Genomic DNA, 25,845 nt, shown 5'->3' on the forward strand with positions numbered 1-25,845 from the left:
TTCATGACCCATTCATTTGCTGTTCCACGTTCTGTTGAATGGAAAGAAACAGCTATTACCATTTTAAATCAGCAAAAGCTTCCTGATGAGACGGAATATTTGGAGCTGACGACGAAAGAGGATGTATTTGATGCGATTGTCACGCTCAAGGTAAGGGGCGCTCCGGCGATCGGCATTACGGCTGCCTTCGGACTAGCGCTTGCTGCCAAAAACATTGAAACAGATAATGTCACGGAATTCCGGCGCAGACTGGAAGACATCAAACAATATTTAAACAGCTCACGGCCTACAGCCATTAATTTGTCATGGGCGCTTGAGAGACTGAGTCATTCGGTCGAAAACGCGATTTCCGTAAATGAAGCAAAAACAAACCTTGTCCATGAAGCAATTCAGATTCAGGTCGAGGATGAGGAAACGTGCCGGTTGATCGGCCAAAACGCCCTGCAGCTTTTCAAAAAAGGCGACAGGATCATGACGATCTGCAATGCCGGCTCAATCGCGACAAGCCGCTATGGAACGGCGCTAGCTCCGTTTTACTTGGCCAAACAAAAAGATTTGGGATTGCACATTTATGCCTGCGAAACAAGGCCTGTCCTGCAAGGATCACGCCTTACTGCTTGGGAGCTGATGCAGGGAGGCATTGATGTCACGCTAATTACAGACAGCATGGCCGCCCATACGATGAAGGAAAAACAAATTTCCGCTGTTATCGTCGGAGCTGACCGAATTGCAAAGAACGGTGATACGGCAAATAAAATCGGCACATACGGCCTTGCTATTTTAGCAAACGCCTTTGATATTCCGTTTTTTGTCGCCGCACCTTTATCTACATTTGATACGAAGGTCAAATGCGGCGCTGATATCCCGATAGAGGAGCGGGATCCCGACGAAGTCAGGCAGATTTCCGGAGTACGGACCGCTCCATCAGATGTGCCTGTCTTTAATCCCGCTTTTGACATTACACCTCATGATCTCATTTCAGGAATCATCACAGAAAAAGGGATTATGACCGGTAACTATGCAGAAGAGATTGAACAGTTGTTTAAAGGTGAAAAGGTGCATTAAAAAACCGCTGGACTTTGCTCATTTGGAGCTGAGTCAGCGGTTTTTTTGTTTCTTTTTGTTAACATTGATGATTTCATCTTTTTGAGCGCTTGATAAGATATGCAGTTTCACAAACAGTTTGGCAAAAACGGCAATTTTCTCAGAGCGGCTCGGCTTCAATTGCTTTGTCCTCCTTTTTCATCAGACCAACTTTTTTAACTTAATAAAATGATATGTCGGCTGTGAAAAAAGGGAACGTGCCATATGTTTTATTTTTCTTTATAGGAGATTTGCTCGATGTTCAGCAAAAATGCTTTGAGATCAGTTTTGCTTCCGGCGTAGCCTGTTAACGCGCTGTTTTTGCCAATCACTCTGTGACACGGAACAAAAATCGGCAGGTCGTTACGTTTATTAGCCTGTCCGACAGCGCGCACCGCCTTCGGACTCCCGACCGCAGCGGCAATATCAGCATAGCTTCGGGATTCACCATATGGGATCCTCTCCAGCGCCTCCCACACTTTTTTCTGAAAAGGTGTGCCCTTTTGGCTGAGCGGCAGGGAGAATGTCTTTCTTTCTCCGGCGAAATATTCATGAAGCTGTTTTTTCGCTTCTGCAAGAAGAGGTGTTTCCTTGTGTTCTGTCTTCTGAACGGTTTCTTTCCAATCCATCCAATCTTCCTGACTGAGAAATAGACGGGTGATCCTGCCCTCCTCTTCGGCAATGATAAATTCACCGAGCGGCGTTTCAGCTGTCATATAGTAATTCACTCATCATTCCTTCTTTCTTCAGCATTCTGTCTGACGGGAAGCGTAATATGAAAAACGGTGCCCTTTCCTTCTTCACTTTCGACCATAATCTCGCCTTGATGTTCTTCAATAATTTTATAGCTTACCATAAGCCCAAGTCCAGTTCCGCGTTCCTTTGTCGTATAAAATGGTTCACCAAGGCGCTTTAATTTATCTTCTGTCATTCCAATTCCCTCGTCTTTTAAGGAGATGAGGACATGATCTTGATCCAGTACTCTTATCGTCACAAAAATGTTTCCGCCGTCAGGCATCACTTCGATGGCGTTTTTTAATATGTTGATAAAAACCTGTTTCAGCTGATTCGGTTCACAGTAGATCGGGGGAATGTCGTCCATTAAATCAAGCTGCATTTGTACATTGCTGAGATTGGCTTGCGCGTTTAGAAGGTCTATCGTGTCTCTCATAATTTGGGTAACATGTTTTTCCTCATACATAATGGCCTGGGGCTTGGCTAAAATCAAGAATTCGGTGATGATGGATTCGATGCGCTTTAGTTCTGAGGTGATCACGTTGAAGTAAAGGGCGTAGTCTCCCTCGACACTTCCTTTCAGGAGCTGAATGAAGCCTTTAAGAGCGGTCATCGGATTTCTGATTTCATGGGCAATGCCGGCTGCGAGTTCGCCGACAACATGAAGGGTATCTGATTTGCGCAGGCGTTCCTCCAATTCTTTTCGCTCTGTAACATCTTTAAAGATAGCCAAGTTCATATTTTGAATAATATTCCGTTTAAATGAGAATTCGAGTTTTCGATTGTCACTGCTGCTTAGCAAAAATGGAATTTCGTTGTCCATTTCATCAAAATTAATCTGCCTTGCCGGTGATGCCAGATTTTCTATTTCATAAGCAGAAATAATATCTAGCAGGCTGTGCTGTTTGATCTCTTCATGTGACAGCCCCAAAATATGGGTTGCTAACGGGTTGGCGTCGATAATCCTGTATTGATTGTCGAACAATACATTGCCGTCCATTGAGCCGTTGAACACTTTTCTGAATTTCAGCTCGCTTTCCCGAAGCTCCTTCTCCATCCGCTTTCTGTCGCTGACATTTCTTAAGATCGTCAAATGCTGATTTTCAAGTATTGTCCGCTTTGAAGTGAATTCGAGCTCTTTGAACTGTCCATTCCCCATTTGAAACAGCAGCTCTTCTCTGATCTCTCCGTATTTTGCATATTTCCTTTTCGTTATGCTGTATTTCTGCTGCGAGTCGACGAGAAAATCACACAGCTTTCTTTTCAACAGCAAGTTCATCGGCAGCTCAAAGATTTTGCAGGCTGATTGATTCGCCTTAACGATTCTTCCGTCATTCGACCAAATGATGATGGCGTCCATCGCATTTTCAAAGATTTCTCTGAATCGCTCCTCACTTTTAAAGAGCTGAAGCTCCATAGACCGCTTCTCTGTGATATCCCTCATAATGGACATATAAAAACCGCTGATGATGTTTGATGTAATCGTGAATTCAAATAGCTTTTGGACTCCTGAACGAAGCTTGACAGGCAGCTCCCCCTTCGCTTTTCCCTTGCGGTTGAGCGTCTTCCAGATATTGTCGAAATCTTTTCTTGAGCCGCTGTCTATGAACTCATACAACGATAAATGAGACAGCTCATTATGATTGATTTCGAAGCTTTTACAAAAGGACAAATTGGCATCAATAAAACCGCCATCTTTATCAAACAGGACGATTCCATCAACCGCTCTGTCAAACAAGTCCTTAAAAAGCTGTTCATTCATAGAGAATTCCCGCTCCAAAATCTTCTTAGAAGATATGTCTCTCATGACAACAAAAAAGAAATCCTCGCCAATGCCTCTTTTGGCCAGAAATTCTATGTATTTTGTCGCCCCGCAATCAAGCCTGATCGGGACCTCCTTCCACAGAAAGCCTTTTTTAAAAAACTTCTTTACGGCAAGATTCAGTTCATCCTTTGGGATTGAAAACAAAAAATCCAAAACAGAACGCTCTTTTAAATCTTCCGAATCAACTTGAAGCATCCTTTCTGTTGCTTCATTCGCCTTAACGATTCGCATTTCGTTATCACAAATAAAAATAGCATCGAGCGTATTGTTGACAATCACTTGATGCTGATTCAATTCCTTTTTCAGTCGCGCGTTTTCTTCTTTGAGGCGATTCAGTTCCTCTCGCAGCTCCGAGTTTGTCTGGACATCAAGAGTTTCCATGCATGTACACTCCTTCTTCAAAACCTATCCCTCAATATTTCTACAAAATGCGGGAACTTCCTTCATTTGCCCTATAAATTTCAGAAAATTTCAGCGCCATTACATTCCGAAGACATTTTCTACGATCCTTACCGCCACTTTACATCGTCCTAACAATCAGCATTTTTTTAGATTCCTTTTTCATCTTTTATTTTAAAATATGTACCAGCAGGGAATAATCTCTTAGTGACTGATGAAAGAGAAGGTGATGCTATGAGTAAATCGCGGGACAGTTATTTCGATAACGCAAAATTTTTATTGATATTCCTTGTTGTATTCGGTCATATTCTTCGTTCCTTTATTAATGATAATCACTTTATGCTCTACCTCTACAAGTTCATTTACACATTCCATATGCCTGCATTTATTCTTGTATCCGGTTATTTCGCAAAAGGCTTTAAACGGGCGGGATATGTAAAAAAGCTGGCGGCCAAGCTGATTATTCCGTATTTGATTTTCCAAATCATTTATTCCATTTTTTATTACATTATGCAAGATGAAAGCATGGCAAATGTGAACCCGATTGATCCGCAATGGTCGTTATGGTTTCTTGTAAGCTTATTCTTTTGGAACCTGCTTCTATATCCTTTTTCAAAGCTTTCAAAGCTGGGTGCGCTGTTTGTCAGCTGCGGATTCGCCGTGCTGATCGGTTATCTGGACTTTGTCAGCAGCACGCTGAGTTTGTCACGGACATTCGTATTCTTACCGATGTTCCTTGTCGGTTTTTATTTAAATAAACACCATTTTGATTTATTGAGATCAAAACGAGGCAAACAAATTGCGCTCGGAGTGCTTGCCGCCGTATTCGTCATCTGCTGGGGCATCGATTTTGACTATTCTTTTCTGTTTGGTTCAAAACCGTATTCTTCATTTGGAGACGTTACCCTTGTAAGCGGAATATCCCGAATCGGCTGGTATGTACTCGCCTTTGCGGCAACCTTTAGCTTTTTAGCGCTCGTTCCGCAAAAACGGTATTTCTTTACCAAATGGGGGACCCGGACATTTTACGTGTATTTGCTTCACGGGTTTATTATTAAAACGCTGCGGCAGGTCGGTCTTGAGGATTGGCTTACTGACTATCAAAGCTTAGTGATCCTCTTGCTTTTAACAGCAGCACTGACATCAGTACTCTCCAGCAACTTTGTTAAGACAGTCGCTCAGCCTTTCATTGAGCTGAGGATGACCAGCTTATTGCAATTTGTCAGAGGAACGGGCAAAAATGCTTATTTAAAATAGAAAAGCACCTCTTAAGCGGGACACCGCCTAAGAGGTCTTTTTTATTTCTGTTTATTATTTTTGTTTTTTTCATTTTTCTTTTCAGGCTTTGTAACTTCCAGCGTTTCGATGATCTTTCCGGCATTGTAATCCCCAAATTCACTTGAGAATTCTTCCTCCAGCACCTTCTTATTCATAGGCTTTTTATGATTTTGCATATCTCTGCTATGACGGTGTTTCTTCACAATCACATGCCTCCCTGCTGACCCTGTTTGGAATTGCGGTTTGCCCCTCTAAAATTGGGGTCGTCATGATATTGTGTCTTATATGAATTTGGGTCCATGCTCTCGGTAGGTGTATTGTTATTTTTAATGGCTTCATTTACTTCAGCTTTACGCTTCATTCGAATCCTCCTCGCCAGTTTTCACACATTTCGGCTAAAGATGCAGGGGCATTAAACTGCACCTGTCGAAGTTAGGTTCTCCAACTGAACAGGAGGCACACATCTTTTTTTTGGCAATCAAAAAACACCGCTAAATTGGCGGTGTTTTGTCTATCCGATAATCACTCTTTCCTTCGGATAATGATAATTCGCTTCAATTTCCTTTCTACCGATCAGATACAGGAAGGTTAGGATGCCGATTCGTCCGATAAACATAACAATCATAATGACGCATTTTCCTACACTGCTCAAATCAGCCGTAATTCCAAGTGACAGACCGGTTGTACCAAATGCCGAGCACACTTCAAACAAAAGCTCCAGCAGGGAATGCTTTTCTGTAATGGTCAGAATGAGTGTCGCGCCAAAAACGAGCAAGATCGCCATCATTGTGACAACAAGCGACTTCATCAGATCAGCAGGGTGCAGCTCCCGTTTGAATACCTTTACGGACTTATTACCGCGGGCGAAATGAAACAGCGCAAGAAGGTTCAAGGCAAAAGTCGTTGTCCGTATGCCTCCCCCGACTGAACTTGGCGACGCTCCGATAAACATCATCGCACAAATAAAAAAGAGTGTGGGATCTGATAATTGGCTGATATCGATTGTGGCAAGACCCCCGCTTCGGGTTGCCGTTGATTGAAACAGGGACAGAAACAAAATATCATGCCATGATTTTCCTGCGAACGCATGGTTTGCTTCCAGGGCAAAGATGCCTATGGCTCCAAACAAGACAAGCGAGCCGAACGTAATCGTTGTGATCTTCGTAAAAAGCGTAAATGGATAACGGCGATGCTTTGAAAACAGGAAATCCTTTACTTCAACCAGCACAGGAAATCCAATCGCTCCAAATATAATTAAAAGCATTGTAATAAACTGCACAAAGTAATCGTGACGAAATGGAATCATCGAATTACCGGTAATATCAAATCCGCCATTTGTCGTTGCACTGATACTGGCAAAAAACCCGTGTAAATAAGCTTCCTGAAAGGAATCATAGTAGGTTAAGAAATAAGTGCCGAGTATAAGCCCGCCAAAAAATTCAATCCACAAGATCAGAAAAAGAACCTGCTTCATCAGATTGACAATCCCGGAAAACTGGGATTGGTTTTGGTCAACCATAATCAATTTCCGTTCTTTCAGCCCGATTCGTTTTCCCATGATCAGCCAAATGAACGTTCCGAGCGTCATAATCCCGATTCCGCCAAATTGCAGAACAAATGCCAATATAAAAATGCCTGTTGTACTGAATGTATCAGCTGTATCAACGACCGTCAGCCCTGTTACGCTGACTGAACTGACGGCGGTAAACAGCGCATCAATGAACGTCCAGTCCGCCCCCGGTTTATGGCCCGCCGGCAAACTCAGCAATATAACAGCCACAGTAACTGCAAGAAAATAATATAATGCGATCAGCTGGGCCGGTGACAGGGCCTGTATCAATTTTCCAAACTTTAATTTCATGTAAAATCCTTCTGCCTCTCTTTTTAAGTACGGTAATTATTCTAAAGATATTAGGTCCATTTTTAAAGGCTTTTACGGAACATTTTCTTAACTTGCTTATTTTTTTATGTTTTTAATCAATGGATAAAATAAAAAAACCTCTGAGAATTTCCTCAGAGGAACAATGTGTTTGTATTACTTAGCTTCCAGCCGTCTGATACGCTCATCTAAATCAGGGTGAGTAGAGAAAAGTGAAGAGCGCTTCTTGCCATTGATCTTTAACGTTTGGACAGCTGTCTGATCGTCTTCCATCATTCGGGAAGAGTAGCCTTTAAGCGTCCGAAGCGCATGAATCATCTTATCCTTGCCGGCAAGATCCGCTCCTCCCCTGTCAGCATGGAATTCACGATGGCGTGAATACGCAAACACAACCAGGCTGCCAAGTATCGAAAAGATAATCTGAAAGACAATCATTGCAATAAAATGTACGATCGGCGCTAGATCTTCTTTGACAAAACGGCTTGCAATCCAAGCTGCGATGCGTGATAGAAAGACGACAAAGGTATTGACGATACCTTGTAAAAGCGTCATTGTTACCATATCACCATTAGCGATATGCGCGACCTCGTGGGCAAGCACTCCTTCAACCGCCGCATCATCCATCTGCTCCAAGAGCCCAGACGATACTGCGACAAGAGAACGGCGTTTAGACGGTCCAGTCGCAAACGCGTTTACTTCAGGTGAACGGTAAATCCCGACTTCCGGCATTTTCGTTAACCCTGCAGAACGGCTTAATCTATGGACACGATCAACCAATTGCTGTTCCTCGTAGCTGAGTGAGTGTTTTTTCGGATTCAGCACTCTCACGCCCATCATCGTCTTTGCCATCCATCTGGACATTGCAAGAGACGTAAAGGAACCGACAAAGCCAACGACTAAACTGAACACAAGAAGCGCCATTGGATCGATACCGCCATCAGCTGTAAAGTATGTCCCTACTCCAGTAACAGAGCTCAAAATAGACAAAACAATCCCGATTGTTGTAAGCACCAAAATATTCGTTAAAATAAACAGAAAAATTCTTTTCGCCATAACAACCTCCGTTATTTTAAGTTCAAAAGAACCTGTATATTTAAATTATAAAACATCCATTTGAAAATGCAAGGAATTCGACGTATGATGTTAATGTAATTTGCTGACGCTTCAATGTTGAACTTATACATAAACCGCTTATCCGCGTCAAATTGTTTAAAGAGGTGAACAATGAACATTTTTAAACTTTCTCGAACCGATATGGTGCGGCTGCTCTATTCCCTAAAAGGACAAGGAGAACATAGCCCGCTCGACATTCTCGTCCAATCAGCGAACATGTCAGCAGAAAAAGCAGCCAATCATCTTGAAATTCCTGAATTTCTTACAAGATACGAACGAAAAAAACAGAAAAAAGAATACGGCCTCTCTACAAATGAAATCGTAGAGCTCGGCAACTTATGCGAACTGACTTCATTAAAGTCAACCGCGATTCAAAACTGGGTAAAGCGTGATATCAAGGATCTGATCGGACACCCTGAGCTGGGCAAAAAATACTCAGTTGAACAAGCAGTTATTCTTTTAATTGTACGTGATTTAAAATCCATTTATGACTTTGAACACATACGGGCTATTTTAAAAGTGGCCTTTAACACAATCTCAGACAGATCTGATGATGTCATTAGCCCGATTGCTTATTATGAAAGCTGTGCATATGTGCTTGATGCCGTTCATCACCAAGATACTCCTTCTATGAAAGAATCAAATCTGCAGGTGATCGTCGAACAGGAGACAGAACGTCTCCGCTACCGTTTTGAAGAACTGAATGACGGCCAATGGCTTAAAATCAGACAGATTATCGCCATTACAGTCCTCTCCATTTTAACGTTCCATATTCAGGCAACCGCTCATAAAATGACAGCAGACATTTTATAGTCTGCGCACCCCCGGCTCAGAGGCCGGGGGTTTATTTTTCTCCACAACAATTGCCAGCATAAATAATCCCCGTATATTTCAAACTAAATACGCGTTAAGAATTTCTTTATAGAAAAAGGAGATGAAAAAGATGGCGAGCAGAAATAAACTCGTTGTTCCAGGGGTGGAGCAGGCACTAGACCAATTTAAACTCGAAGTGGCTCAAGAATTCGGTGTGAACCTTGGTTCTGATACAGTCGCACGCGCTAACGGCTCTGTAGGCGGAGAAATGACAAAGCGGCTGGTGCAGCAAGCACAATCTCAGTTAAACGGCACAACTAAATAAATTCAGGTCTTTATTCGCCGGGGGCACTCGGCGAATCTTCATTTTGTGCTGAATTATTATCACTGCTGTAGCCGTTTGGATTACGGCGGTCTGAAGCGTTATCCCTTCTGGATGAAGAACGATTCTTGCCCTGTTCACCATTGTTCCAGTCCCTGTGGTATTGGCTTTGACCTTTGTCAGCGCTGTTATTTTCATTTCCTTTATCTTGAGGATCTTGTATTGGGGTTTGCTCATCGTCCCCATCTTTTTCGGTATTTGTGTTTTCATCTGATTCCTTTACATTTTTATCTTTATCACTTTTATCAGTCTGGTCATCCGCTTTATCTTCTTTCTGGTCACCGGAATCCGTATCATTCAACTGTTCATTATCTCCTTGCTTGCTGTCTTGGGAGTCGGTTTGATCGGTGTTTTCACCCTCATTTTCTTCACTCTTTTGATCCTCTTCTCCGGATGGTTTGCTGGAGTCATCTTTTAAATCTTTATTGTTATTCTTTTCATTTGATTTGATGTAGCTGCCTGTTGAAACGCCTTCTTTCTTCGCTTTTTCCCTCGTTTGCATGTCTGACTCGAGAGATTCCATGCGGTATGTCGTTTTATATTTTTCAGTCACATCGTTGAGCTGTTTTTTCACAGCTTTTTTATATGTATTGTCTTCCGTATTTTCATAAACAGTGGAAATCAATATTTCTTTCGATTTCTTTACATACCCGTGCTCATTGCAGTCGGTTATAATATCGTCAATCACCTTTTTAAAATCAGTCTTCTCCCAATCATCAATATCATTTACGACCTGCTTTCCCTCATCGTTTAGAGGCGTCAGTTCAATCACTTCATAATCGCTGTTTAACGCCATTTCGACGCTTGGATTGATATCGATTGTCATATACGCATAGGCCTTATTGTTAGAAAAAACGGGGAGAACTATAAAAATAAAAAGCATAATAGCAGTCATCGTAAAAATCCCCATTTTGAAAGGGCGCAGTTTAAAAAAATCAAAAAAGCTGGCCCTTCTGCCCATGCGTGTTTCACTCGGAAGCATGATTTCCTCTCCGATTTCATAGCTGTGGCGATCATTTTTAGCTTTTAAAAATTGTCCGTCAGGGGTCAGCAACGTGACGAATTTTTTATTTTTCTCTACTATAATCCCTCTTCTCATGAGTGCAGCACCCCTTTAAGATAATCTTTTAAATAAATATAATCACCCGTAATGATAATACACATCGCAATAATATATTTTCTGTTTCTCTCAATCGTTTTTCGGCTTACAGAGACAAGCTGCTCCAGCTGTTTCACTGGAAGCTGCTTCTTTGTGTACAAAATAGCGGCCAATTCTTCGTGTTCAACAAGCGTCATTGCCACTTTTATAGCATTTTGCCTTGCATCCGTGTGCTTTGGAGAATTTTCAAGCAGTTCTTTAAACGACAAACCATAATCCTTGAGCTGCCTTTGAAAATAGAGGATTTCCTCACGCCTCTGCTCCTGTTCAATCTGACGGCGGTATTCATCAATGGAAAGCTCGGCTTCAATCAGGCTTTGTGATGATTCCTGATCGTCTCCTTCCTGTAAATCGATATTTATATTTTGTGCGCTTCTGGCTTCTTTTCTAATGTAATCAATGACTTTTCTTTTTATAATAAGCTCAGCAAATGCGAGCAGAGAATTTCCTTTTTCAGGTGAATATTTTTCAATAGCTTCATTAAACGCGATCAGTCCAATACTGAACTCATCGTCTTTTTCATCTATATATCGTTTACAAACGGATGAAACCGTCTTTGCGATAAATGGCTTATATTGCTGTATTAATTCATTTTGCAGATCTTTATTGCCTTTTTGTATACTCTCAACAGCTTTTTCAAGCGTTTGCTTCTTTTTTCCCAATTTAAACAAAAGGCTAAGCACTGGTTTCACCTCAGTTCCTCCCTATAACTACTCATTAATGATAGCTAATTTGATAGGGATTCGCAAAGGAGAAAAAGAAATATTGATTTCCAATGTCTCAATTATGACAAACCATTCTGACGTCCTATACATGATTTCGTGCCTTTCTAAAGAATTAAGGGGGTTTTATGCGTGTTTTTTGTAACAAAGCTGTTATAAAAATGTTATTTTATTTCGCCCGTGAAAACGCTTCAAACATGAAAAGACTCTGCTTTTAAGCAGAGTCTTTCAGATTACGCCCGTTCCCGAGTGCTGTTTTTTTGTTCGTTTTGTGTGCCCTCCGGCTGTTTTTTCCCACCTGACATAAACCAGCCGCTAACTGCAATTGCCGCTAAGACACCCCAGAATATCAGCTTCCATGCTCCAGAATGGATAAAGTGTTCAGAAACAACCGCTATGTCACGATGGGCAAGCGTATATAAAGCAAGCTTCACTCCGACCCAGCCGACAATCACAAAGGCTGCTGTTTCTAGGCTTGGACGTTCCTTTAATAACTTTACAAACATTGAAGCCGCAAATCGCATGATCACCAGTCCGATGATACCACCGGCCAAAATGACGATAAATTGCCCTCCGTCAAGTCCGCCGATCTTCGGGAGTGATGTCCCAGGGAGCGTAACCGCCAGTGCTACTGCTGCTAAAATAGAATCAACAGCAAACGCGATATCTGCCAGTTCCACTTTTAAAACAGTCGGCCAAAAACCGCTTTTCTTCGTCTCTTTATGCGTGTCTTCTTTCTTAAATACATATCTTTTCAATAAGTGGCTTGCTGAGATATACAGCAAATAGATCGCGCCAATCGCTTGAACCTGCCATACGTTGACCAAGAAAGAAATTGCAAATAAAGAGCCAAATCGCAGTACAAAAGCCCCTGCCAATCCATAAAACAGCGCTTTTTTTCTTTTTTCTTCCGGCAAATGTTTTACCATGACCGCCATAACCAGTGCGTTATCGGCGGCTAAAATCCCTTCCAGCCCGATCAAGACGAGAAGAACCCAACCATACTCTAATAATAATGCTGCATCCATAAATGATACCCTCCCAAAAAAGTTGTTTTCTTTCTCTTCATCCGATCTTATGCCGGCCGGACCATGCAAAAAAGACCTTTGCCGACATAAGGCAAAGGTCTTGCTAGACATGAATTCAAGCATGCCAACAAAGCCGATGGATACCATCCATGAAATGACGACTTTGTTTCCGGAATATATTCCGGACGCTACTCCCCTTTGGGATTTCAAGAAATATCATTTTATACGTCAATAATATGCGCAGTGCGGTGATTTGTCAACGTTTATTTTTTAAAAATACTGATAAATGTTCGGAGTGCGTGCGTTTCTTCCTCTTTTTCATCAATAAGTAGAGCAGGAACAGCACCAAAATCGCTATCCCGATCGGAAGCATATATTGATCAAGAATAGAGCCGACTTCCTTCCAATTTTCACCGAGCTTCACACCGAGATAAACATATACAAATGTAATCGGAAGCATAGCGATGAATGTATAAAGCGCAAACACCCAAACATTCATTTTTGCAATGCCGCACGGTATGGAGATCAATGTCCTGATGCCAGGCAAGAATCGGCCGCTGAAGGCGACAAAGCCCCCATGTTTTTTAAAAAATTCATCCGACTTATCAAGCGCTTCAGGCTTAATAAAAAGATACTTCCCAAAACGTTCAAGAAACGGCCTTCCTCCGTACCTGCCTATCCAATACAGCGTAAGCGGACCGGCCACTCCTCCAAGCGTACCTGCCAAAACAGCGCCGGCTAGCGTCATGTCGCCTTTCGATACCCAGTAGCCCGCAAGAGGCAGGACGATTTCAGCGGGGATAAACTCAATACTGAGCGCTAGAAATATTCCAAAATAAGATAAGCTTTTAAATGCTTCTATCCATGACATTACCAGCTCTTCGATAGCCTTCAACTCCCCTTTTCCCTATTTATGTATTGTACATTTTATTTTTTTGGAAAACGTCAACATGATTTTAACACATTTTTCACGGTCAGCTGAACTAAAAATAGCTCTCACTCATATTTCTATCATCTTGAAGGCTGAAAGGCTGGAGTTAAGCAGCCGATAATAAAGAGAGTCAACAAGACTGGAACATCAGATACGGGAGGAATCTCCATTTGGAAATACACGTTACGTATAATACGACGCTCATATATTTATCTATTCTTATTGCCTGTGCCGCCTCATACATTTCCCTTGAACTGTCAAGGAAAGTCACGATCCATACGGGTTTAAAAAGTAAAGTTTGGCTGATTGGCGGCTCACTTATAATGGGATTCGGGATTTGGTCAATGCATTTTGTAGGGATGATGGCCGTCCATATGGAGATGGAAATGCAGTTGGAATATGAATTCATGCCTTTAATGGCATCCATTGGTGCATCTGTTTCTGGATCATTTGTGTCATTATATTTTGTCAGCCGGAACATTCTTACATTTTACAGACTGCTTACCGGATCAGTTGTGCTTGGCGCATCTATTGCTTCTATGCACTATATCGGAATGTCTGCCATTTCCCGGGTAATGATTATATATGAACCGATTTTATTTACAGTTTCAATTATCATTGCGATTGCAGCATCTTTCGTCTCGTTAAAGATATTCTTTGACTTGGCCGCAAAAAGACATTCTGATCATCTTATGTACTATAAAGTCATCAGTTCACTTGTAATGGGTTTAGGGATTTCGGGCATGCATTATACAGGAATGCTTGCCGCAACTTTTCATGAGGACACGGCTCCTCCCGGAAGCCATATGGAAGTACATACGTTTCATTGGTCAATTTTTGTTACTTTAATTATTTTTTGTATACAAACATTATTATTATTCAGTTCCCATGCAGACCGAAAGTTTATGAAACAAAGCGAACGCATAAAGGATAACGAACAGAGATTTCAATCTTTAATCAACCACAATATTGATGCCATCTTTATTTTGTCATTAGAAGGCGACATTATATCATCAAATCATGCCGGCGAGGAAATGATCAGCAAATTTGGATTCAGCATGCACGATTGGAGAAATTATACATCCCAGAAAATTAAGCGCCTTTTTGAGCAAGTTAAAAAAGATAAACAAGCGATGAACAGTGATAGCGATCTGATTACTGAAAAAGGCCAGTTTCACTTAAATATTACGCTCATACCTGTTGAGGTCAATCAAGAGCTTGACAGCATTTATGTTATTTGCAAAGACATGACAAAGCAGTACAGAGCAGAGAAAGAAATCCATAGAATGGCTCATTATGATTCGCTTACAGACTTACCTAACAGAAGGCATGCCATCTCTCACCTAACAGAAGTGCTGAATCGCGAGCATACCTTACATTATAACACCGTTGTATTCTTTCTGGACTTAAACCGATTTAAAGTGATTAACGATGCATTAGGGCATAATGTCGGTGATCAACTGCTTCAGCTTGCAGCTAAGCGCCTATCATCTGTAGTTCCTGATAACGGATTTATTGCCCGTCTTGGCGGCGATGAATTTATTATTATATTGACAGACGCCAATACAGGAACAGGCGAGGCAGATGTTTTAGCAAGAAAAATTATCCAAAAATTCGAAAAACCTTTTAAAATCCAAGAGCACACTCTAGTCACCTCTGTCAGTATCGGGATTGCAATATCTCCAAAAGACGGGACGGATGGCCTTGAATTGATGAAAAAGGCTGATATGGCGATGTATGCCGCTAAAGAACCGAACAAAAGCAAATACAGGTACTTTTCTTTTTCAATCGGGAAAAAAGAAACCGTCAAGCTGAATCAAGAGATCGTACTTAGAGAAGCAATTGAAAACGATAGATTTGTCTTATATTATCAGCCGCAATTCAGTGCAAAAAATCAAAAAATGACAGGGGCAGAAGCATTAATACGCCTTGTCACACCCGCCGGGCAGCTGTGCCCACCCGGAGAATTCATCGGTGTCGCAGAAGAAACGGGCCTTATTATTGATATCGGAAAGTGGATTATAGATGAAGCATGCAAACAGGCAAGGGTTTGGCATGACAAAGGCTATGATCTTTCTGTCGCCATCAATATTTCCGCCAAACAGTTTCAATCCGAAGATCTGATTCCCCTCATCAAGGATACGCTGAATAAATACAAGCTTCCTCCGCACCTTCTTGAAGTGGAAGTGACAGAAAGCATGACAATGGACAATCTTGACCACTCCAAAAAGGTTTTGTCATCGCTAACGGAATTAGGAATCAGAATCAGTATTGACGATTTCGGTACTGGCCACAGCTCGCTTAGCTATTTGAAGCACTTTCCGATTCACAGGCTGAAAATTGACAAATCATTTATTGACGATATTCAAACCCATCGTAAATCAGAGCAAATTACAGGGGCTATTATTGCCATGGGCCATCAGCTGTCTTTGCAGGTGATTGCCGAAGGTGTTGAAAATTCAGCACAAAAGCAGCTCCTTTATGAAAAAGGCTGCGACCATTTGCAGGGATTCTTTTTCAGCAGGCCAATACCGCCGGAACAAATCGAACAATTCATTATTGAACAGCCGCCGCAATAATAGCGCGGCTGTTTTTTTCACCCATAAGTTACTACACATGAATCGCCCCCCTCCTCTTCACACTAAAGAAAAAAAGGGGTTTATCGATATGCATACAATGTGGAAGGGATCGATCAGTTTCGGACTAGTAAACATCCCCATCAAGCTATATGCGGCCACAGAAGATAAAGATATTAAGCTGCGCAGCCTCCATAAAGAGGATCACGCACCAATTAAATACGAGAAAGTTTGCACGAATTGCGAAAAAACACTTAGTCCTGATGAAATTGTCAAAGGATATGAATATGTAAAAGGAAAATATGTAGTGCTGACGGACGAAGATTTAAAAAGCTTAAAGCAGGAGCATGAGGAGAAAGCAGTTGAGATTGTTGACTTTGTTCAGCTTCAGGAAATTGATCCGATTTATTTTAACCGCTCCTACTTCGTCGGCCCCGGAGATAACGGGACGAAAGCCTATACCCTGCTGCGTGAGGCGCTGCGTTCAACCGGAAAGATCGGTATCGCCAATATGACAATCAGGTCAAAGCAGCAGCTGGCGATTCTCCGCGTTTATGAAAATTGTATCGTCATGGAGTCCATCCATTATCCGGATGAGGTCAGAAGCGCCGCTCATGTCCCAGGTGTACCTGATCAATCGAATGTAAATGATAAGGAACTGCAAACCGCTATCACATTAATAGATGAACTGACTGCTGAGTTTGAACCTGAAAAATATGAGGACACGTATCGTCAGGCTCTGCTGCAAAGAGTCAATGACAAGCTTGAAAATAAAGAGACAGCCGTCACTCCTGATAAAGCGCCACCGCGTGAAGATGTCATTGACCTGGTAAGCGCACTGCAAGCGAGCATCGACAGAACCAGAAGACCGAACCCCGAGACACCGGCTGCCGCACCTGCACAAGCCGCTGAACCGAAAGGAGCCGGAGATTTAAAACGGAAAACGACTAGAAAAAAAGCCTCCGGCACGTCATAGTCCATGGCGTTAACCATGCAGCCGGTCCTTACTTCGTCACCGCCAATTGGAGAAGAATGGCGTTACGAAGTTAAATATGACGGGTACCGATGTATTCTTCGCATCCATTCTTCAGGTGTGACCTTAACCAGCAGAAATGGTGTGGAGCTCAACAGCACCTTCCCTGAAATCACACAATTCGCCAAAACCGTCTTTCAGCCTATAGAAAAAGAATTTCCGCTGACACTTGATGGAGAAATCGTATGTTTGGTGAATCCTTGTCGTGCAGATTTTGAACATCTTCAAGTACGGGGACGTTTAAAAAGGCCAGACAAGATTCAGGAATCGGCAAACGCGAGGCCGTGCTGCTTTCTCGCTTTTGACTTATTAGAGAGAAACGGAGAAGATGTAACGCTTCTTTCGTATTTGGACCGTAAAAAATCGCTGTATGACCTCATGTCCGCAGCAAAGCTTCCTGCGTCTCCAGACCCTTACGCAAAGGAAACCATCCAATATATCCCCTGTTACGATCATTTTGATCAACTCTGGGAAATGGTAATGAAATATGACGGAGAAGGAATTGTAGCGAAAAAAACAAACAGCAAATGGCTCGGAAAGAAGCGGTCGTCCGATTGGCTCAAATATAAAAACTTTAAACAAGCACATGTTTGCATAACAGGCTTCAACCCTAACAATGGGTTTCTGACGGTGTCCGTATTAAAAAACGGGATCATGACACCGATTGCCTCTGTCTCCCACGGAATGCGTGATGAGGAAAAAAGCGCGATACGAGAGATTATGGAACAGCACGGACATCAAGCACCTTCTGGCGAATTTACGCTTGAACCTTCTATTTGTGCAACTGTTCAATACTTAACGATTCTTCAAGGCACACTAAGAGAGGTATCGTTTGTCGGTTTCGAATTCCAAATGGACTGGACCGAATGCACGTATGCGCAAGTCATACGCCACTCCAAACCGGTTCACCCAAAGCTTCAGTTCACAAGCCTGGATAAAATCATATTTGAAAAGAATAAAAAAACAAAAGAAGATTTTATTCAGTATATGATTGAAGTCAGTGACTACCTGTTTCCATTTCTGAAAAACCGTGCTGTCACCGTCATTCGCTATCCGCATGGAGCTAGGAGCGAATCATTTTTCCAAAAAAACAAGCCGGACTATGCGCCGGATTTTGTTCAATCTTTCTATGACGGAAGCCATGAGCATATTGTCTGCGAGGATATGTCTACGTTGTTATGGCTTTGCAACCAGCTTGCTTTGGAGTTTCACGTTCCTTTTCAAACCATTAGAAGCAGGCGTCCGGCTGAGATTGTCATTGATTTAGACCCGCCTTCGCGAGATGACTTTATTATGGCCGTTCAGGCTGCAAATGAACTGAAGCGGCTGTTTGACTCCTTTGGCATTACTTCGTACCCGAAGCTGTCCGGCAACAAAGGCATCCAGCTTTATATTCCCTTGTCTTTTGAGGCTTTCACGTATGAAGAAACACGCCAATTTACACAGCTGATTGCCGAGTACTGCACCAATGCATTTCCCGAGCTATTTACCACTGAACGCTTGATTAAAAACAGGCACGGCAAATTGTATCTTGATTATTTGCAGCATGCAGAAGGAAAAACGATTATCTGTCCCTATTCGACGAGAGGAAATGAGCTCGGGACTGTCGCGGCACCGCTTTACTGGCATGAAGTCCAATCATCTTTAACACCCGATCTGTTTACAATTGATACCGTCATTGATCGGATTAAGAAAAAGGGCTGTCCATTTTTTGATTTTTACCGCAACCCGCAGGACGAACCTCTTAGCGCTATATTACATCAGTTGAAAAAAAGAGCTGACTAATGAAGTCAGCTCTTTCCGTTTAACTGTACTTTTTCTCTAATCGCTCTTTTTCCTGGCGCTGAAGCGGGCTCAGCGGCTCATTATACAAATCGATATCAATCGCGTATTTCGGGCGTCTTTTCACTTCGGAAAATATCGTCCCGATATACTCTCCGATAATCCCAATTCCCATCAATTGCAGCCCGCCCAAAAACCAAATGGAAATGATGAGAGACGCCCAGCCTGCATTCGTATGGCCGAGCAGCTTTTGAATAAACGCACCAATCCCTGCCACAGCGCTGAGAAAAAATAAAACAAATCCCAATAGCGTAAAGAATCGAATTGGTGCGACACTGAATGATGTAATCCCGTTAAAAGCGAATGACAGCATTTTTTTCAGCGGATATTTCGTTTTGCCGGCAAAGCGTTCCTTGCGGTCATACAACACTTCGGCTGACTTAAAACCGATCATGGGAACAATGCCTCTTAAAAACAAATTCGCTTCTGGATAACGCTCAAGCTCTTCAAGGGATCTTTTATTCATTAAACGAAAATCAGCATGATTATAAATTAATTTAATTCCAAGCTTATTCATGAGGCGATAAAATCCTAATGCGGTCGTGCGTTTGAAAAAGGTATCGGTTTTTCTGCTCCGGCGGACACCGTACACGATCTCGCAGCCTTCATGATATTTCAGCATAAAATCCCGGATCACAGAGATGTCGTCCTGAAGATCAGCATCAATCGAAATGACACAGTCTGACCTATTCTTCGCTTTATGAAGTCCGGCTAAAAGCGCTTTTTGGTGGCCGACATTGCAGGCTAATTTTAAGCCGGTAACCTTCTTGTTTCTTATGCTCTCCATGGCAATCAAAGCCCAAGTGCGGTCTTTGCTGCCATCATCGACGAATAGAATTTTACTGTTCTCAGCAATTAATTTCTCTTCAATTAAATCGTCTATAACCTCTGTCAGCTGACGGCTTGTTTCTTGAAACACTTCCTCTTCATTGAAACACGGGACGACGATGGTTAATACTGGCTGTGGCTGTTTCAATCGATATCCTCCTTATCTTGTTTCATATAAATAAATGCGCCAAGCAGAATCCTTATGGTCAAACGTCTTGACAAGCGCAAGATGGTTTTGTTCAGCATTCATGATCGGAACTGAAGAAAAAATGTACCGTCCGCCCATTTTTTTAAATACATCTGTATTTAATTGAAGATTGTTGATCGTTTTCTTCGAGTTCTTTTTGAAATCGTATCGTTTACCGAGCTCATCGACAAAAAGGTAGCAGCGGCTGCCCCACTCATCAAAATATTGTTTCAGCCGAGTGTTTTTTTCCAGCTCTTTTTCGATGATTTTCCTAAATTCATATTTATAAGAAAGTGGATATAGATTGTTATACGTATCTAACGTATAAAACCCGTTATATTGGGCGATAGACGGATGCAGGCCGATGCTCGCCACCCTGTACGAATCTTGCGGGCGTCCGATAAATTCCTTAATCTCGTTGAATTGCTCGGATGCATAAAACTCCCTAAATGTCGGCGCGTTGTAATGAACACCATACGTATACTCTTCATTAAAAGGCGCCAGCACCATCAGCTGTGCAGCGACCGCGGCGTACACAAGCCATTTCCACCCTTTCCCCATCCGCCAAATAAGATATAAAGCAAGCGCAAAGCTCACGTATATAACAAGCGGTCGCAGAAAATGAAATCGGGCAAAATTAAATTCTGCTAAAAAGGCAAATGTCTGCTTAGGCACTGCCCAAATTTTGTTAAACCAAAACGCATACCATAATGACAGTCCGTAATTAAGCACACATAAAAACAGATAAACATTTTCTGGCTTTGTCCGATTTCGTTTGAACAGCAGAGCAGCAAATACGAGCAGCAGAATCGGGAGGATGACAACGGTATGAACGGTCATCACATGGTTATGGCCATAGACAAAGTTTTTTACGGATAGTCGAAGAGAATGCCAAACGTCATGCCTGGATGAGATAAATTCAATCCGATGCATCGGTGCATGCTCAAACAACATCGAATAGACAAGCCGATATTCAACGAAAAGATAGATACTCGTCATAAATGCAATACTGCCTAAGAAAATCAGATTCCATCTTCTTTTTGTAATGGCATCATACAGCCAAAAACACGCCATTCCTGCCAGGAAAAAGAAGAAGCCTAACACAAAGCTTGAATATAAAGGAAGCAGTCCGAGCGTCAGCCATTCTCTCCATGAGATATCCCCTTTTCGGATATTTAAAAAAGCCCACAGTGCCAAAGGGTACCCAAGCGTACTCAGCATTCCCGAAGGCCAGAAAGGTGTTAAGGCAAATGCAAGAGATACGCCAATTCGGATGAAAGCCGCTTTTGGTTCCGGGATCACATGTTTCTTCAGCAGCACATACATTCCATAAAAAGCGACAACTCTTGTAACCGTTTGGCTTATTGCATAGGCGGTCATGGAAGAAAAGAATGCATGAAGCCAAACAATGCCGCTCCACTCGGTGCCAAAGGCATCCCGTGGCAGCCCGTTAATGATTTGCGGAATGGCAGCGTCAACCTTGCCGACGATTTCTCCGCTATCGGCAAGAACCTTGTACCACGCGATGTTGGAATCTAAATTATCGTGGACTCGGATATGGGCATCTTCCTTTAAAATAAAAAGCGGGGATACATACAGCAAAAGAAGAAATAATGCGATCCAGAGATAATATGTTTCTTTTTTTTGTTGTCTCATCAACCTTAACATTGCTTACACATCCATTTGTTATTCTGACTCCGTCGGCATGTTCTGCCTCATGTGTCAAAATTTATTATCCCTTTTCCCTTCCAAATCATTCATCATATGACAATCCGTTTTTCTGCCTGTCTCTACCCATTAATTCCCGCTATCCATAGTGCTTGATCACTTACTATACTGATAGCAGGGAGGGGATATATTTTGTTTACAATCTTACTTTCATTGGCCATACTCGTATTTGTGCCATTTCTATATAAAGCGAACCGCAATACAAAAGATGTGAAGGTCAACACCATTTCAATCGATCAAAAAGACGGCCTTCCAGCCAGAAAAAAATTAAATATCCTTCATTTATCAGATCTTCACTTGGAAAACATTTCAGTCTCACCTGAGGAGCTGTATCTTTTAACAAAAGATCAGCCTGTGGACATCATTGCTCTTACCGGTGATTTTCTTGATCGAAAACGTAATATTCCGAAGCTGGCAGGTTACTTGAACGCCTTGCAAAAGCTGAAGCCTGCATATGGAATGTACGCGGTGTTCGGTAACCACGATTATGTATTGAAAGAAAGAGACTTTCAGAGGCTGAAGCGTGTTTTAGAGGAAAACGGCTGTATCACGCTTCAAAATGAACATGTTCGAATCGAGACGGCTGCAGGGCCAATCAATATTATCGGCATTGATGATTACAGTACGAATCGCAGTAATATCACCGGCTCTTATCAAAGTTTGGAAAACGGCTATCAGCTTGTACTAACACATGACCCCAATATTATTCTGGATATGAAAGATGTTCATTATGATTACCTGCTGTCAGGCCATTTTCACGGCGGGCAAATCCATTGGCCAAAACCGTATCATTTGGTGAAAATGGGCAAACTCGTGCGCATGAACATGATTAAAGGTCTTCATTATCATCACGATAAGCCATTTTATATCAGCGAAGGCTTAGGACAAACCGGCGTAAATATCCGTGTCGGAAGCCGCCCTGAAGTGACATTTCATCAGATTTAAGCAAAAAAGACTGTGCTGACCGAGGCATCAGTCTTTTTTTTGATAGGTTTTCTGCAGCTTTTCTTTTGAGATCAACAAATAGGATGAATTCGGTAAATGCCGCAAGCTCACAGGCTTTGAAGTCAAATATAAAATCGGCACATGGGACATTTTTTTAAAGCATCTGTAAAAAGGGTTCACCGGGGTGATCACATCAAAGCCGAGCCTTTTTACACCTTTGTCAAGCATCGTAATCCCAATGATTCCTTTGATTTTCTCGCTTTTTTTATGATTGTTGATATAGTCAAGAAGAAGCGGCATTGATTGATATACTTTCTGATAAATAATGATTCCTTTTCTGACCGTACTCTCAATGCTTTGCAGTTCTCTTATCAGCTTAATATTGTGCAGATGGATTTTAACGAGCACATCATTTTTTTTAATATGCGTTCCGTCGCTCAGCACGACATGATGTCCTTTATACTTCGTCAGCCTGACTCGAAAAACGCTTTTTTGCTCTTTGTCAATCAAGCTTAGCCTTGAAAAAAAGAAATAAATCGGGTCAAGCATTTTCCAAATGGAAAGGAAACAGGTTTTCATCTTTTCACCTTCCTTATGATCAAAAACACCCTTATATTTTGTGAGCGTTCTCCCCAAAATATAGTTGCCATATTTTTTTGGGAGGACTGTCATGAAAAACATTCTCATTTTTCCTTTTTTAAGCATTTCCACCGGCCATCATCATGTCGCTGATGCATTGCAGGCTGAATTGGAGTCTCAGGGGCTTGGAGCCGAGAACATTGATATCTTTTCACATGCGTATAGGAGGTTAGAAAAATTGTCCTCCGCGGCTTATTTAAAATGGATTCAATACTTCCCGAAAACGTATAGCGGCATTTACCGGCTGCTCGCCTGCGGAGAATATCAGCATGACAAACGCTATTCCATGTACGAATGGCTGTTCACACAGCAAATGAGGCACATCCTCCAAGAAAAACAGCCTGATTTCGCCTTCTGCACACATGCGCTGCCTTCTTATCTGCTGAACCGGCTAAAGCCTGAATATCCGAATCTGACGGTTGTGAATGTATACACTGATTTTTTCGTGAATCAATTATGGGGACGGAAGAACATTGATTACCATTTTGTTCCGAGCACCGAAGTAAAGAAGCAGCTCATATCAGAGGGGATCGATCAGAAAAACATATACTTGACCGGCATACCCGTTCACCGAATGTTTGAAATGGGATCAGCAGATGCCTGTCAGCATCATCCGCCATATACCATCATCATCACAGGAGGCAGTATGGGAGTCGGGGGAATGTTAAAATGGGTGCAGAAACTGTCGCCAGGCGGAAAGATCTTATACAAAATATTATGCGGCAGAAACGAAAAGCTCTACTGCTATGTCAAAAGTTTACGCCACCCTTTAATTGAGGCAATTCCTTACCTTCACAGCAAAGCAGAGATGAACCGTTTGTACGAACAGGCGGCAGGCATCATGACAAAACCCGGAGGCGTGACCATCAGTGAATGCTTACAGAAGCGGCTCCCCGTATTTATTTATCATGCACTGCCGGGACAGGAGGAAATGAATTTGAACCTTTTAAAAGAAAGGAAGCTTGTCATAGATATGAGAAACTGGGATGTACAAAAAGCAGAAGAACGTTTTGCGGTATTTTTTCAATCAAGTGAACTGATGAAGAAATATCAAACTCACGTCAATGAATATCTTGACGAAATGTCTGATAGGAAGATTGAAGATGTTTTAAAAAGAATCCTATGACACAAAAAAACACTCTCCTGAAACAGAGAGTGTAGAGTCGTTAACGAAACAGCAAATGCTGGCTGTGTATGCCCGCTTTCTTGAGCAGGACGATCAACTGGTCCTGTTCATCAGGCGAAAGACCTGAAAACGCTCTCGCAATACGCAGAGCATGAATCGGATAAATTTTATCCAAATACTCATTTCCCTTGTCAGTTAAATGTGCGTAAACGGAGCGTTTATCTTTCGGGTCCTGCTCCCTTACTAAAAACCCGTTTCTTTCTAGTTTGTCAATAACATATGTGACGTTTCCGCTTACAAGCAGAAGTCTCGACCCAATTTGCTGCAATTTTTGCGGGCCTCTTGTGTACAGGAGCTCCAGTACAGCAAATTCAGTGGGATTAAAACCGTGCTCTTTGCTATCACGGATACTATGTTCGGACACACTTTTGAAAGCCCTTGCAAAAACTCTGTACAAATTCATCGCACGCTCAACTTCTTCTTCGTTAAACGATAATCTCATCATATCTACCTCGTATATAGGATTTTTATAAAAAAATAATGAAAACCCTTACATATAATAAGAGTTCAGTCCCTTACTATACGTATTCGCTATAATTCGAGAAATTCCTTCTAAAAGCAAAAAAATCCTTATACATTATCTTGTATAAGGATAATTTCTGTGATTTGTAATGCTTCGAAAGAAATAAGCATATTCTTTCCGAAGCTCAGAAATCGTCATTTTGTTCATGACCTCTTTATTATAAACCCCAATTTGATAGAGTTTTTCAGAATAATGGCTTCGTTCTTTTTCTAAAGCGGTTTTCAATAAATTACTCATAGCGTCCTCCTTCATTTTGAGGTATCCTATACAAAAGATACTCTATTTAAATGAACGTGGTATGAATCTAATGTAAAGAATTTATGTTTACGAAGACTTACGGTACCGTCCGTTTTGAACGGATCTTAATAATTGAAAAGCCTGTTCTCCGGCAAGCTGCATAAACGTCTCCAGCATTTCATCACGCTTGATATCCAACTCGATAATTTCTTTTGCCAGTGAGACCGCTTTTTCTTCCTCCATGATTATCCTTCCTCCTCGTTTGTTCGTTACATAAAGGATAAAACGCGCTTGTATGTTACGCATTATTCTTGTTAATTTTTCTTCCGTATTTTTTCAAAAATCTTCTATTTGATGTTAGAAAATATGACAAGCGTCAGGTTTTTTCTCTTTGTTTTTTATATACTATTATCAAAAGACATCCAGGGGTGGAAAAATGACCACAGAAGATCATTCTTATAAAGACAAAAAAGTGATTTCAATCGGAATTGTGAGTGAATTGACAGGATTGTCCGTAAGACAGATCAGGTATTATGAGGAACGAAAACTCATTTACCCGCAGCGTTCTTCAAGGGGGACAAGAAAATACTCCTTTGCCGATGTGGAGCGGCTGATGGATATCGCCAATAAGCGTGAAGACGGTGTACAGACGGCAGAGATTTTAAAGGATATGCGCAAAAAAGAACAGATGTTAAAAAACGATCCGCAAGTGCGGAAAAAAATGCTGGAAGGGCAGCTTAATGCTCACTTTCGGTACAAAAACCGTTAAATGAT

26 protein-coding genes, 1 pseudogene and 1 riboswitch are annotated in these 25,845 nt (G+C 41.8%); of the genes and pseudogenes, 10 read left to right on the top strand and 17 right to left on the bottom strand.

What is annotated here, in order from left to right:
- Positions 1-3: 3 nt before the first annotated feature.
- Positions 4-1,065: an S-methyl-5-thioribose-1-phosphate isomerase gene (gene mtnA / locus ACQXR1_RS17810; RefSeq protein WP_103748844.1), complete on the top strand. Its 1,062-nt coding sequence runs from the start codon at positions 4-6 to the stop codon at positions 1,063-1,065.
- A 33-nt stretch (positions 1,066-1,098) separates the two neighbouring features.
- Here the strand turns inward: mtnA and ACQXR1_RS17815 are convergent, their stop codons facing one another.
- The 3 genes from ACQXR1_RS17815 to kinE form a co-directional block, all read right to left on the bottom strand.
- The gene (locus tag ACQXR1_RS17815) at positions 1,099-1,224 is read right to left on the bottom strand and encodes a hypothetical protein (protein ID WP_071576678.1); all 126 of its coding nucleotides are present in this window, start codon (positions 1,222-1,224) and stop codon (positions 1,099-1,101) included.
- A gap of 89 nt (positions 1,225-1,313) precedes the next feature.
- Complete coding sequence (locus tag ACQXR1_RS17820; RefSeq protein WP_095431437.1) at positions 1,314-1,811, bottom strand: methylated-DNA--[protein]-cysteine S-methyltransferase; 498 nt, start codon at positions 1,809-1,811, stop codon at positions 1,314-1,316.
- Positions 1,808-4,024 (bottom strand): sporulation two-component system sensor histidine kinase KinE, encoded by a 2,217-nt coding sequence (kinE, locus tag ACQXR1_RS17825; protein ID WP_071580610.1) that lies wholly within the window; start codon positions 4,022-4,024, stop codon positions 1,808-1,810. The genes ACQXR1_RS17820 and kinE overlap by 4 nt, the downstream gene beginning before the upstream one ends.
- Before the next feature lie 252 nt (positions 4,025-4,276).
- Here kinE and ACQXR1_RS17830 point away from each other — a divergent pair, with 252 nt between their 5' ends.
- Positions 4,277-5,299: an acyltransferase family protein gene (locus ACQXR1_RS17830; protein ID WP_430772598.1), complete on the top strand. Its 1,023-nt coding sequence runs from the start codon at positions 4,277-4,279 to the stop codon at positions 5,297-5,299.
- A gap of 41 nt (positions 5,300-5,340) precedes the next feature.
- Here ACQXR1_RS17830 and ACQXR1_RS17835 read toward each other — a convergent pair whose 3' ends face one another.
- From ACQXR1_RS17835 to htpX, 4 genes are all read right to left on the bottom strand, one after another.
- A complete protein-coding gene (locus tag ACQXR1_RS17835) occupies positions 5,341-5,523 on the bottom strand; it encodes a hypothetical protein (RefSeq protein WP_041521312.1) in 183 nt (60 codons plus the stop codon).
- Between the two features lie 2 nt (positions 5,524-5,525).
- The gene (locus ACQXR1_RS17840) at positions 5,526-5,681 is read right to left on the bottom strand and encodes a hypothetical protein (protein WP_003232510.1); all 156 of its coding nucleotides are present in this window, start codon (positions 5,679-5,681) and stop codon (positions 5,526-5,528) included.
- 150 nt (positions 5,682-5,831) lie between these two features.
- Positions 5,832-7,181, bottom strand: a complete 1,350-nt coding sequence (ktrD, locus tag ACQXR1_RS17845; protein ID WP_151256982.1) for a Ktr system potassium transporter KtrD — start codon at positions 7,179-7,181, stop codon at positions 5,832-5,834.
- A 174-nt stretch (positions 7,182-7,355) separates the two neighbouring features.
- Positions 7,356-8,252, bottom strand: coding sequence for a protease HtpX (gene htpX, locus ACQXR1_RS17850; RefSeq protein WP_014663732.1), 897 nt, complete (start codon positions 8,250-8,252; stop codon positions 7,356-7,358).
- Positions 8,253-8,423: 171 nt separating this feature from the next.
- Between htpX and htpK the strand changes: the two genes are divergently transcribed.
- The gene (gene htpK / locus ACQXR1_RS17855) at positions 8,424-9,125 is read left to right on the top strand and encodes a transcriptional regulator HtpK (RefSeq protein WP_040083317.1); all 702 of its coding nucleotides are present in this window, start codon (positions 8,424-8,426) and stop codon (positions 9,123-9,125) included.
- A gap of 130 nt (positions 9,126-9,255) precedes the next feature.
- Complete coding sequence (gene sspD / locus ACQXR1_RS17860; RefSeq protein ID WP_003218568.1) at positions 9,256-9,450, top strand: acid-soluble spore protein SspD; 195 nt, start codon at positions 9,256-9,258, stop codon at positions 9,448-9,450.
- A gap of 10 nt (positions 9,451-9,460) precedes the next feature.
- On the opposite strand, the gene rsgI is transcribed toward sspD, so the two are convergent.
- From rsgI to ACQXR1_RS17880, 4 genes are all read right to left on the bottom strand, one after another.
- A complete protein-coding gene (gene rsgI / locus ACQXR1_RS17865) occupies positions 9,461-10,606 on the bottom strand; it encodes an anti-sigma-I factor RsgI (RefSeq protein ID WP_069149488.1) in 1,146 nt (381 codons plus the stop codon).
- The gene (gene sigI / locus ACQXR1_RS17870) at positions 10,603-11,358 is read right to left on the bottom strand and encodes an RNA polymerase sigma factor SigI (RefSeq protein WP_040083319.1); all 756 of its coding nucleotides are present in this window, start codon (positions 11,356-11,358) and stop codon (positions 10,603-10,605) included. The genes rsgI and sigI overlap by 4 nt, the downstream gene beginning before the upstream one ends.
- A 263-nt stretch (positions 11,359-11,621) precedes the next feature.
- The gene (locus ACQXR1_RS17875; RefSeq protein ID WP_151256981.1) at positions 11,622-12,416 is read right to left on the bottom strand and encodes a TerC family protein; all 795 of its coding nucleotides are present in this window, start codon (positions 12,414-12,416) and stop codon (positions 11,622-11,624) included.
- Between the two features lie 49 nt (positions 12,417-12,465).
- A riboswitch (yybP-ykoY riboswitch) is annotated at positions 12,466-12,625 on the bottom strand.
- A gap of 47 nt (positions 12,626-12,672) precedes the next feature.
- Positions 12,673-13,287 (bottom strand): DedA family protein, encoded by a 615-nt coding sequence (locus tag ACQXR1_RS17880; protein ID WP_430772652.1) that lies wholly within the window; start codon positions 13,285-13,287, stop codon positions 12,673-12,675.
- A gap of 230 nt (positions 13,288-13,517) precedes the next feature.
- Here ACQXR1_RS17880 and ACQXR1_RS17885 point away from each other — a divergent pair, with 230 nt between their 5' ends.
- From ACQXR1_RS17885 to ACQXR1_RS17895, 3 genes are read left to right on the top strand one after another with little or no spacing between them, the layout of a single operon-like run.
- Positions 13,518-15,926: an EAL domain-containing protein gene (locus ACQXR1_RS17885; RefSeq protein WP_168780868.1), complete on the top strand. Its 2,409-nt coding sequence runs from the start codon at positions 13,518-13,520 to the stop codon at positions 15,924-15,926.
- A gap of 37 nt (positions 15,927-15,963) precedes the next feature.
- The gene (locus tag ACQXR1_RS17890; RefSeq protein WP_168780867.1) at positions 15,964-16,899 is read left to right on the top strand and encodes a Ku protein; all 936 of its coding nucleotides are present in this window, start codon (positions 15,964-15,966) and stop codon (positions 16,897-16,899) included.
- A 3-nt stretch (positions 16,900-16,902) separates the two neighbouring features.
- Positions 16,903-18,741, top strand: a complete 1,839-nt coding sequence (locus tag ACQXR1_RS17895) for a DNA ligase D (RefSeq protein ID WP_071580603.1) — start codon at positions 16,903-16,905, stop codon at positions 18,739-18,741.
- A 19-nt stretch (positions 18,742-18,760) separates the two neighbouring features.
- On the opposite strand, the gene ACQXR1_RS17900 is transcribed toward ACQXR1_RS17895, so the two are convergent.
- Together ACQXR1_RS17900 and ACQXR1_RS17905 are read right to left on the bottom strand one after the other, a co-directional pair.
- Positions 18,761-19,774, bottom strand: coding sequence for a glycosyltransferase family 2 protein (locus ACQXR1_RS17900; RefSeq protein WP_071580602.1), 1,014 nt, complete (start codon positions 19,772-19,774; stop codon positions 18,761-18,763).
- A 12-nt stretch (positions 19,775-19,786) separates the two neighbouring features.
- Positions 19,787-21,481: a DUF6044 family protein gene (locus ACQXR1_RS17905; RefSeq protein ID WP_071580601.1), complete on the bottom strand. Its 1,695-nt coding sequence runs from the start codon at positions 21,479-21,481 to the stop codon at positions 19,787-19,789.
- A gap of 192 nt (positions 21,482-21,673) precedes the next feature.
- On the opposite strand from ACQXR1_RS17905, the gene ACQXR1_RS17910 reads away from it, so the two are divergent.
- Complete coding sequence (locus ACQXR1_RS17910) at positions 21,674-22,486, top strand: metallophosphoesterase (RefSeq protein ID WP_095431444.1); 813 nt, start codon at positions 21,674-21,676, stop codon at positions 22,484-22,486.
- A gap of 27 nt (positions 22,487-22,513) precedes the next feature.
- Here the strand turns inward: ACQXR1_RS17910 and ACQXR1_RS17915 are convergent, their stop codons facing one another.
- Positions 22,514-23,065, bottom strand: a complete 552-nt coding sequence (locus ACQXR1_RS17915) for a YkoP family protein (RefSeq protein WP_040083805.1) — start codon at positions 23,063-23,065, stop codon at positions 22,514-22,516.
- A 91-nt stretch (positions 23,066-23,156) separates the two neighbouring features.
- Between ACQXR1_RS17915 and ACQXR1_RS17920 the strand changes: the two are divergent.
- Positions 23,157-24,286, top strand: a pseudogene (locus ACQXR1_RS17920) (MGDG synthase family glycosyltransferase).
- A 5-nt stretch (positions 24,287-24,291) separates the two neighbouring features.
- On the opposite strand, the gene ACQXR1_RS17925 reads toward ACQXR1_RS17920, so the two are convergent.
- From ACQXR1_RS17925 to ACQXR1_RS17935, 3 genes are all read right to left on the bottom strand, one after another.
- Positions 24,292-24,756, bottom strand: a complete 465-nt coding sequence (locus tag ACQXR1_RS17925) for a MarR family winged helix-turn-helix transcriptional regulator (protein WP_003232536.1) — start codon at positions 24,754-24,756, stop codon at positions 24,292-24,294.
- Between the two features lie 132 nt (positions 24,757-24,888).
- Positions 24,889-25,071: a stress response protein YkoL gene (gene ykoL, locus ACQXR1_RS17930; RefSeq protein WP_014663719.1), complete on the bottom strand. Its 183-nt coding sequence runs from the start codon at positions 25,069-25,071 to the stop codon at positions 24,889-24,891.
- 87 nt (positions 25,072-25,158) lie between these two features.
- A complete protein-coding gene (locus tag ACQXR1_RS17935) occupies positions 25,159-25,314 on the bottom strand; it encodes a hypothetical protein (RefSeq protein WP_052438165.1) in 156 nt (51 codons plus the stop codon).
- A gap of 193 nt (positions 25,315-25,507) precedes the next feature.
- Between ACQXR1_RS17935 and tnrA the strand changes: the two genes are divergently transcribed.
- On the top strand, positions 25,508-25,840 hold the full coding sequence (gene tnrA, locus ACQXR1_RS17940; RefSeq protein WP_003232541.1) for a MerR family transcriptional regulator TnrA: 333 nt from the start codon (positions 25,508-25,510) through the stop codon (positions 25,838-25,840).
- The last annotated feature ends 5 nt before the right edge of the window (positions 25,841-25,845 follow it).

This window comes from Bacillus sp. ATD (genome assembly GCF_050585765.1).
Taxonomy (GTDB): Bacteria; Bacillota; Bacilli; order Bacillales; family Bacillaceae; genus Bacillus; species Bacillus stercoris.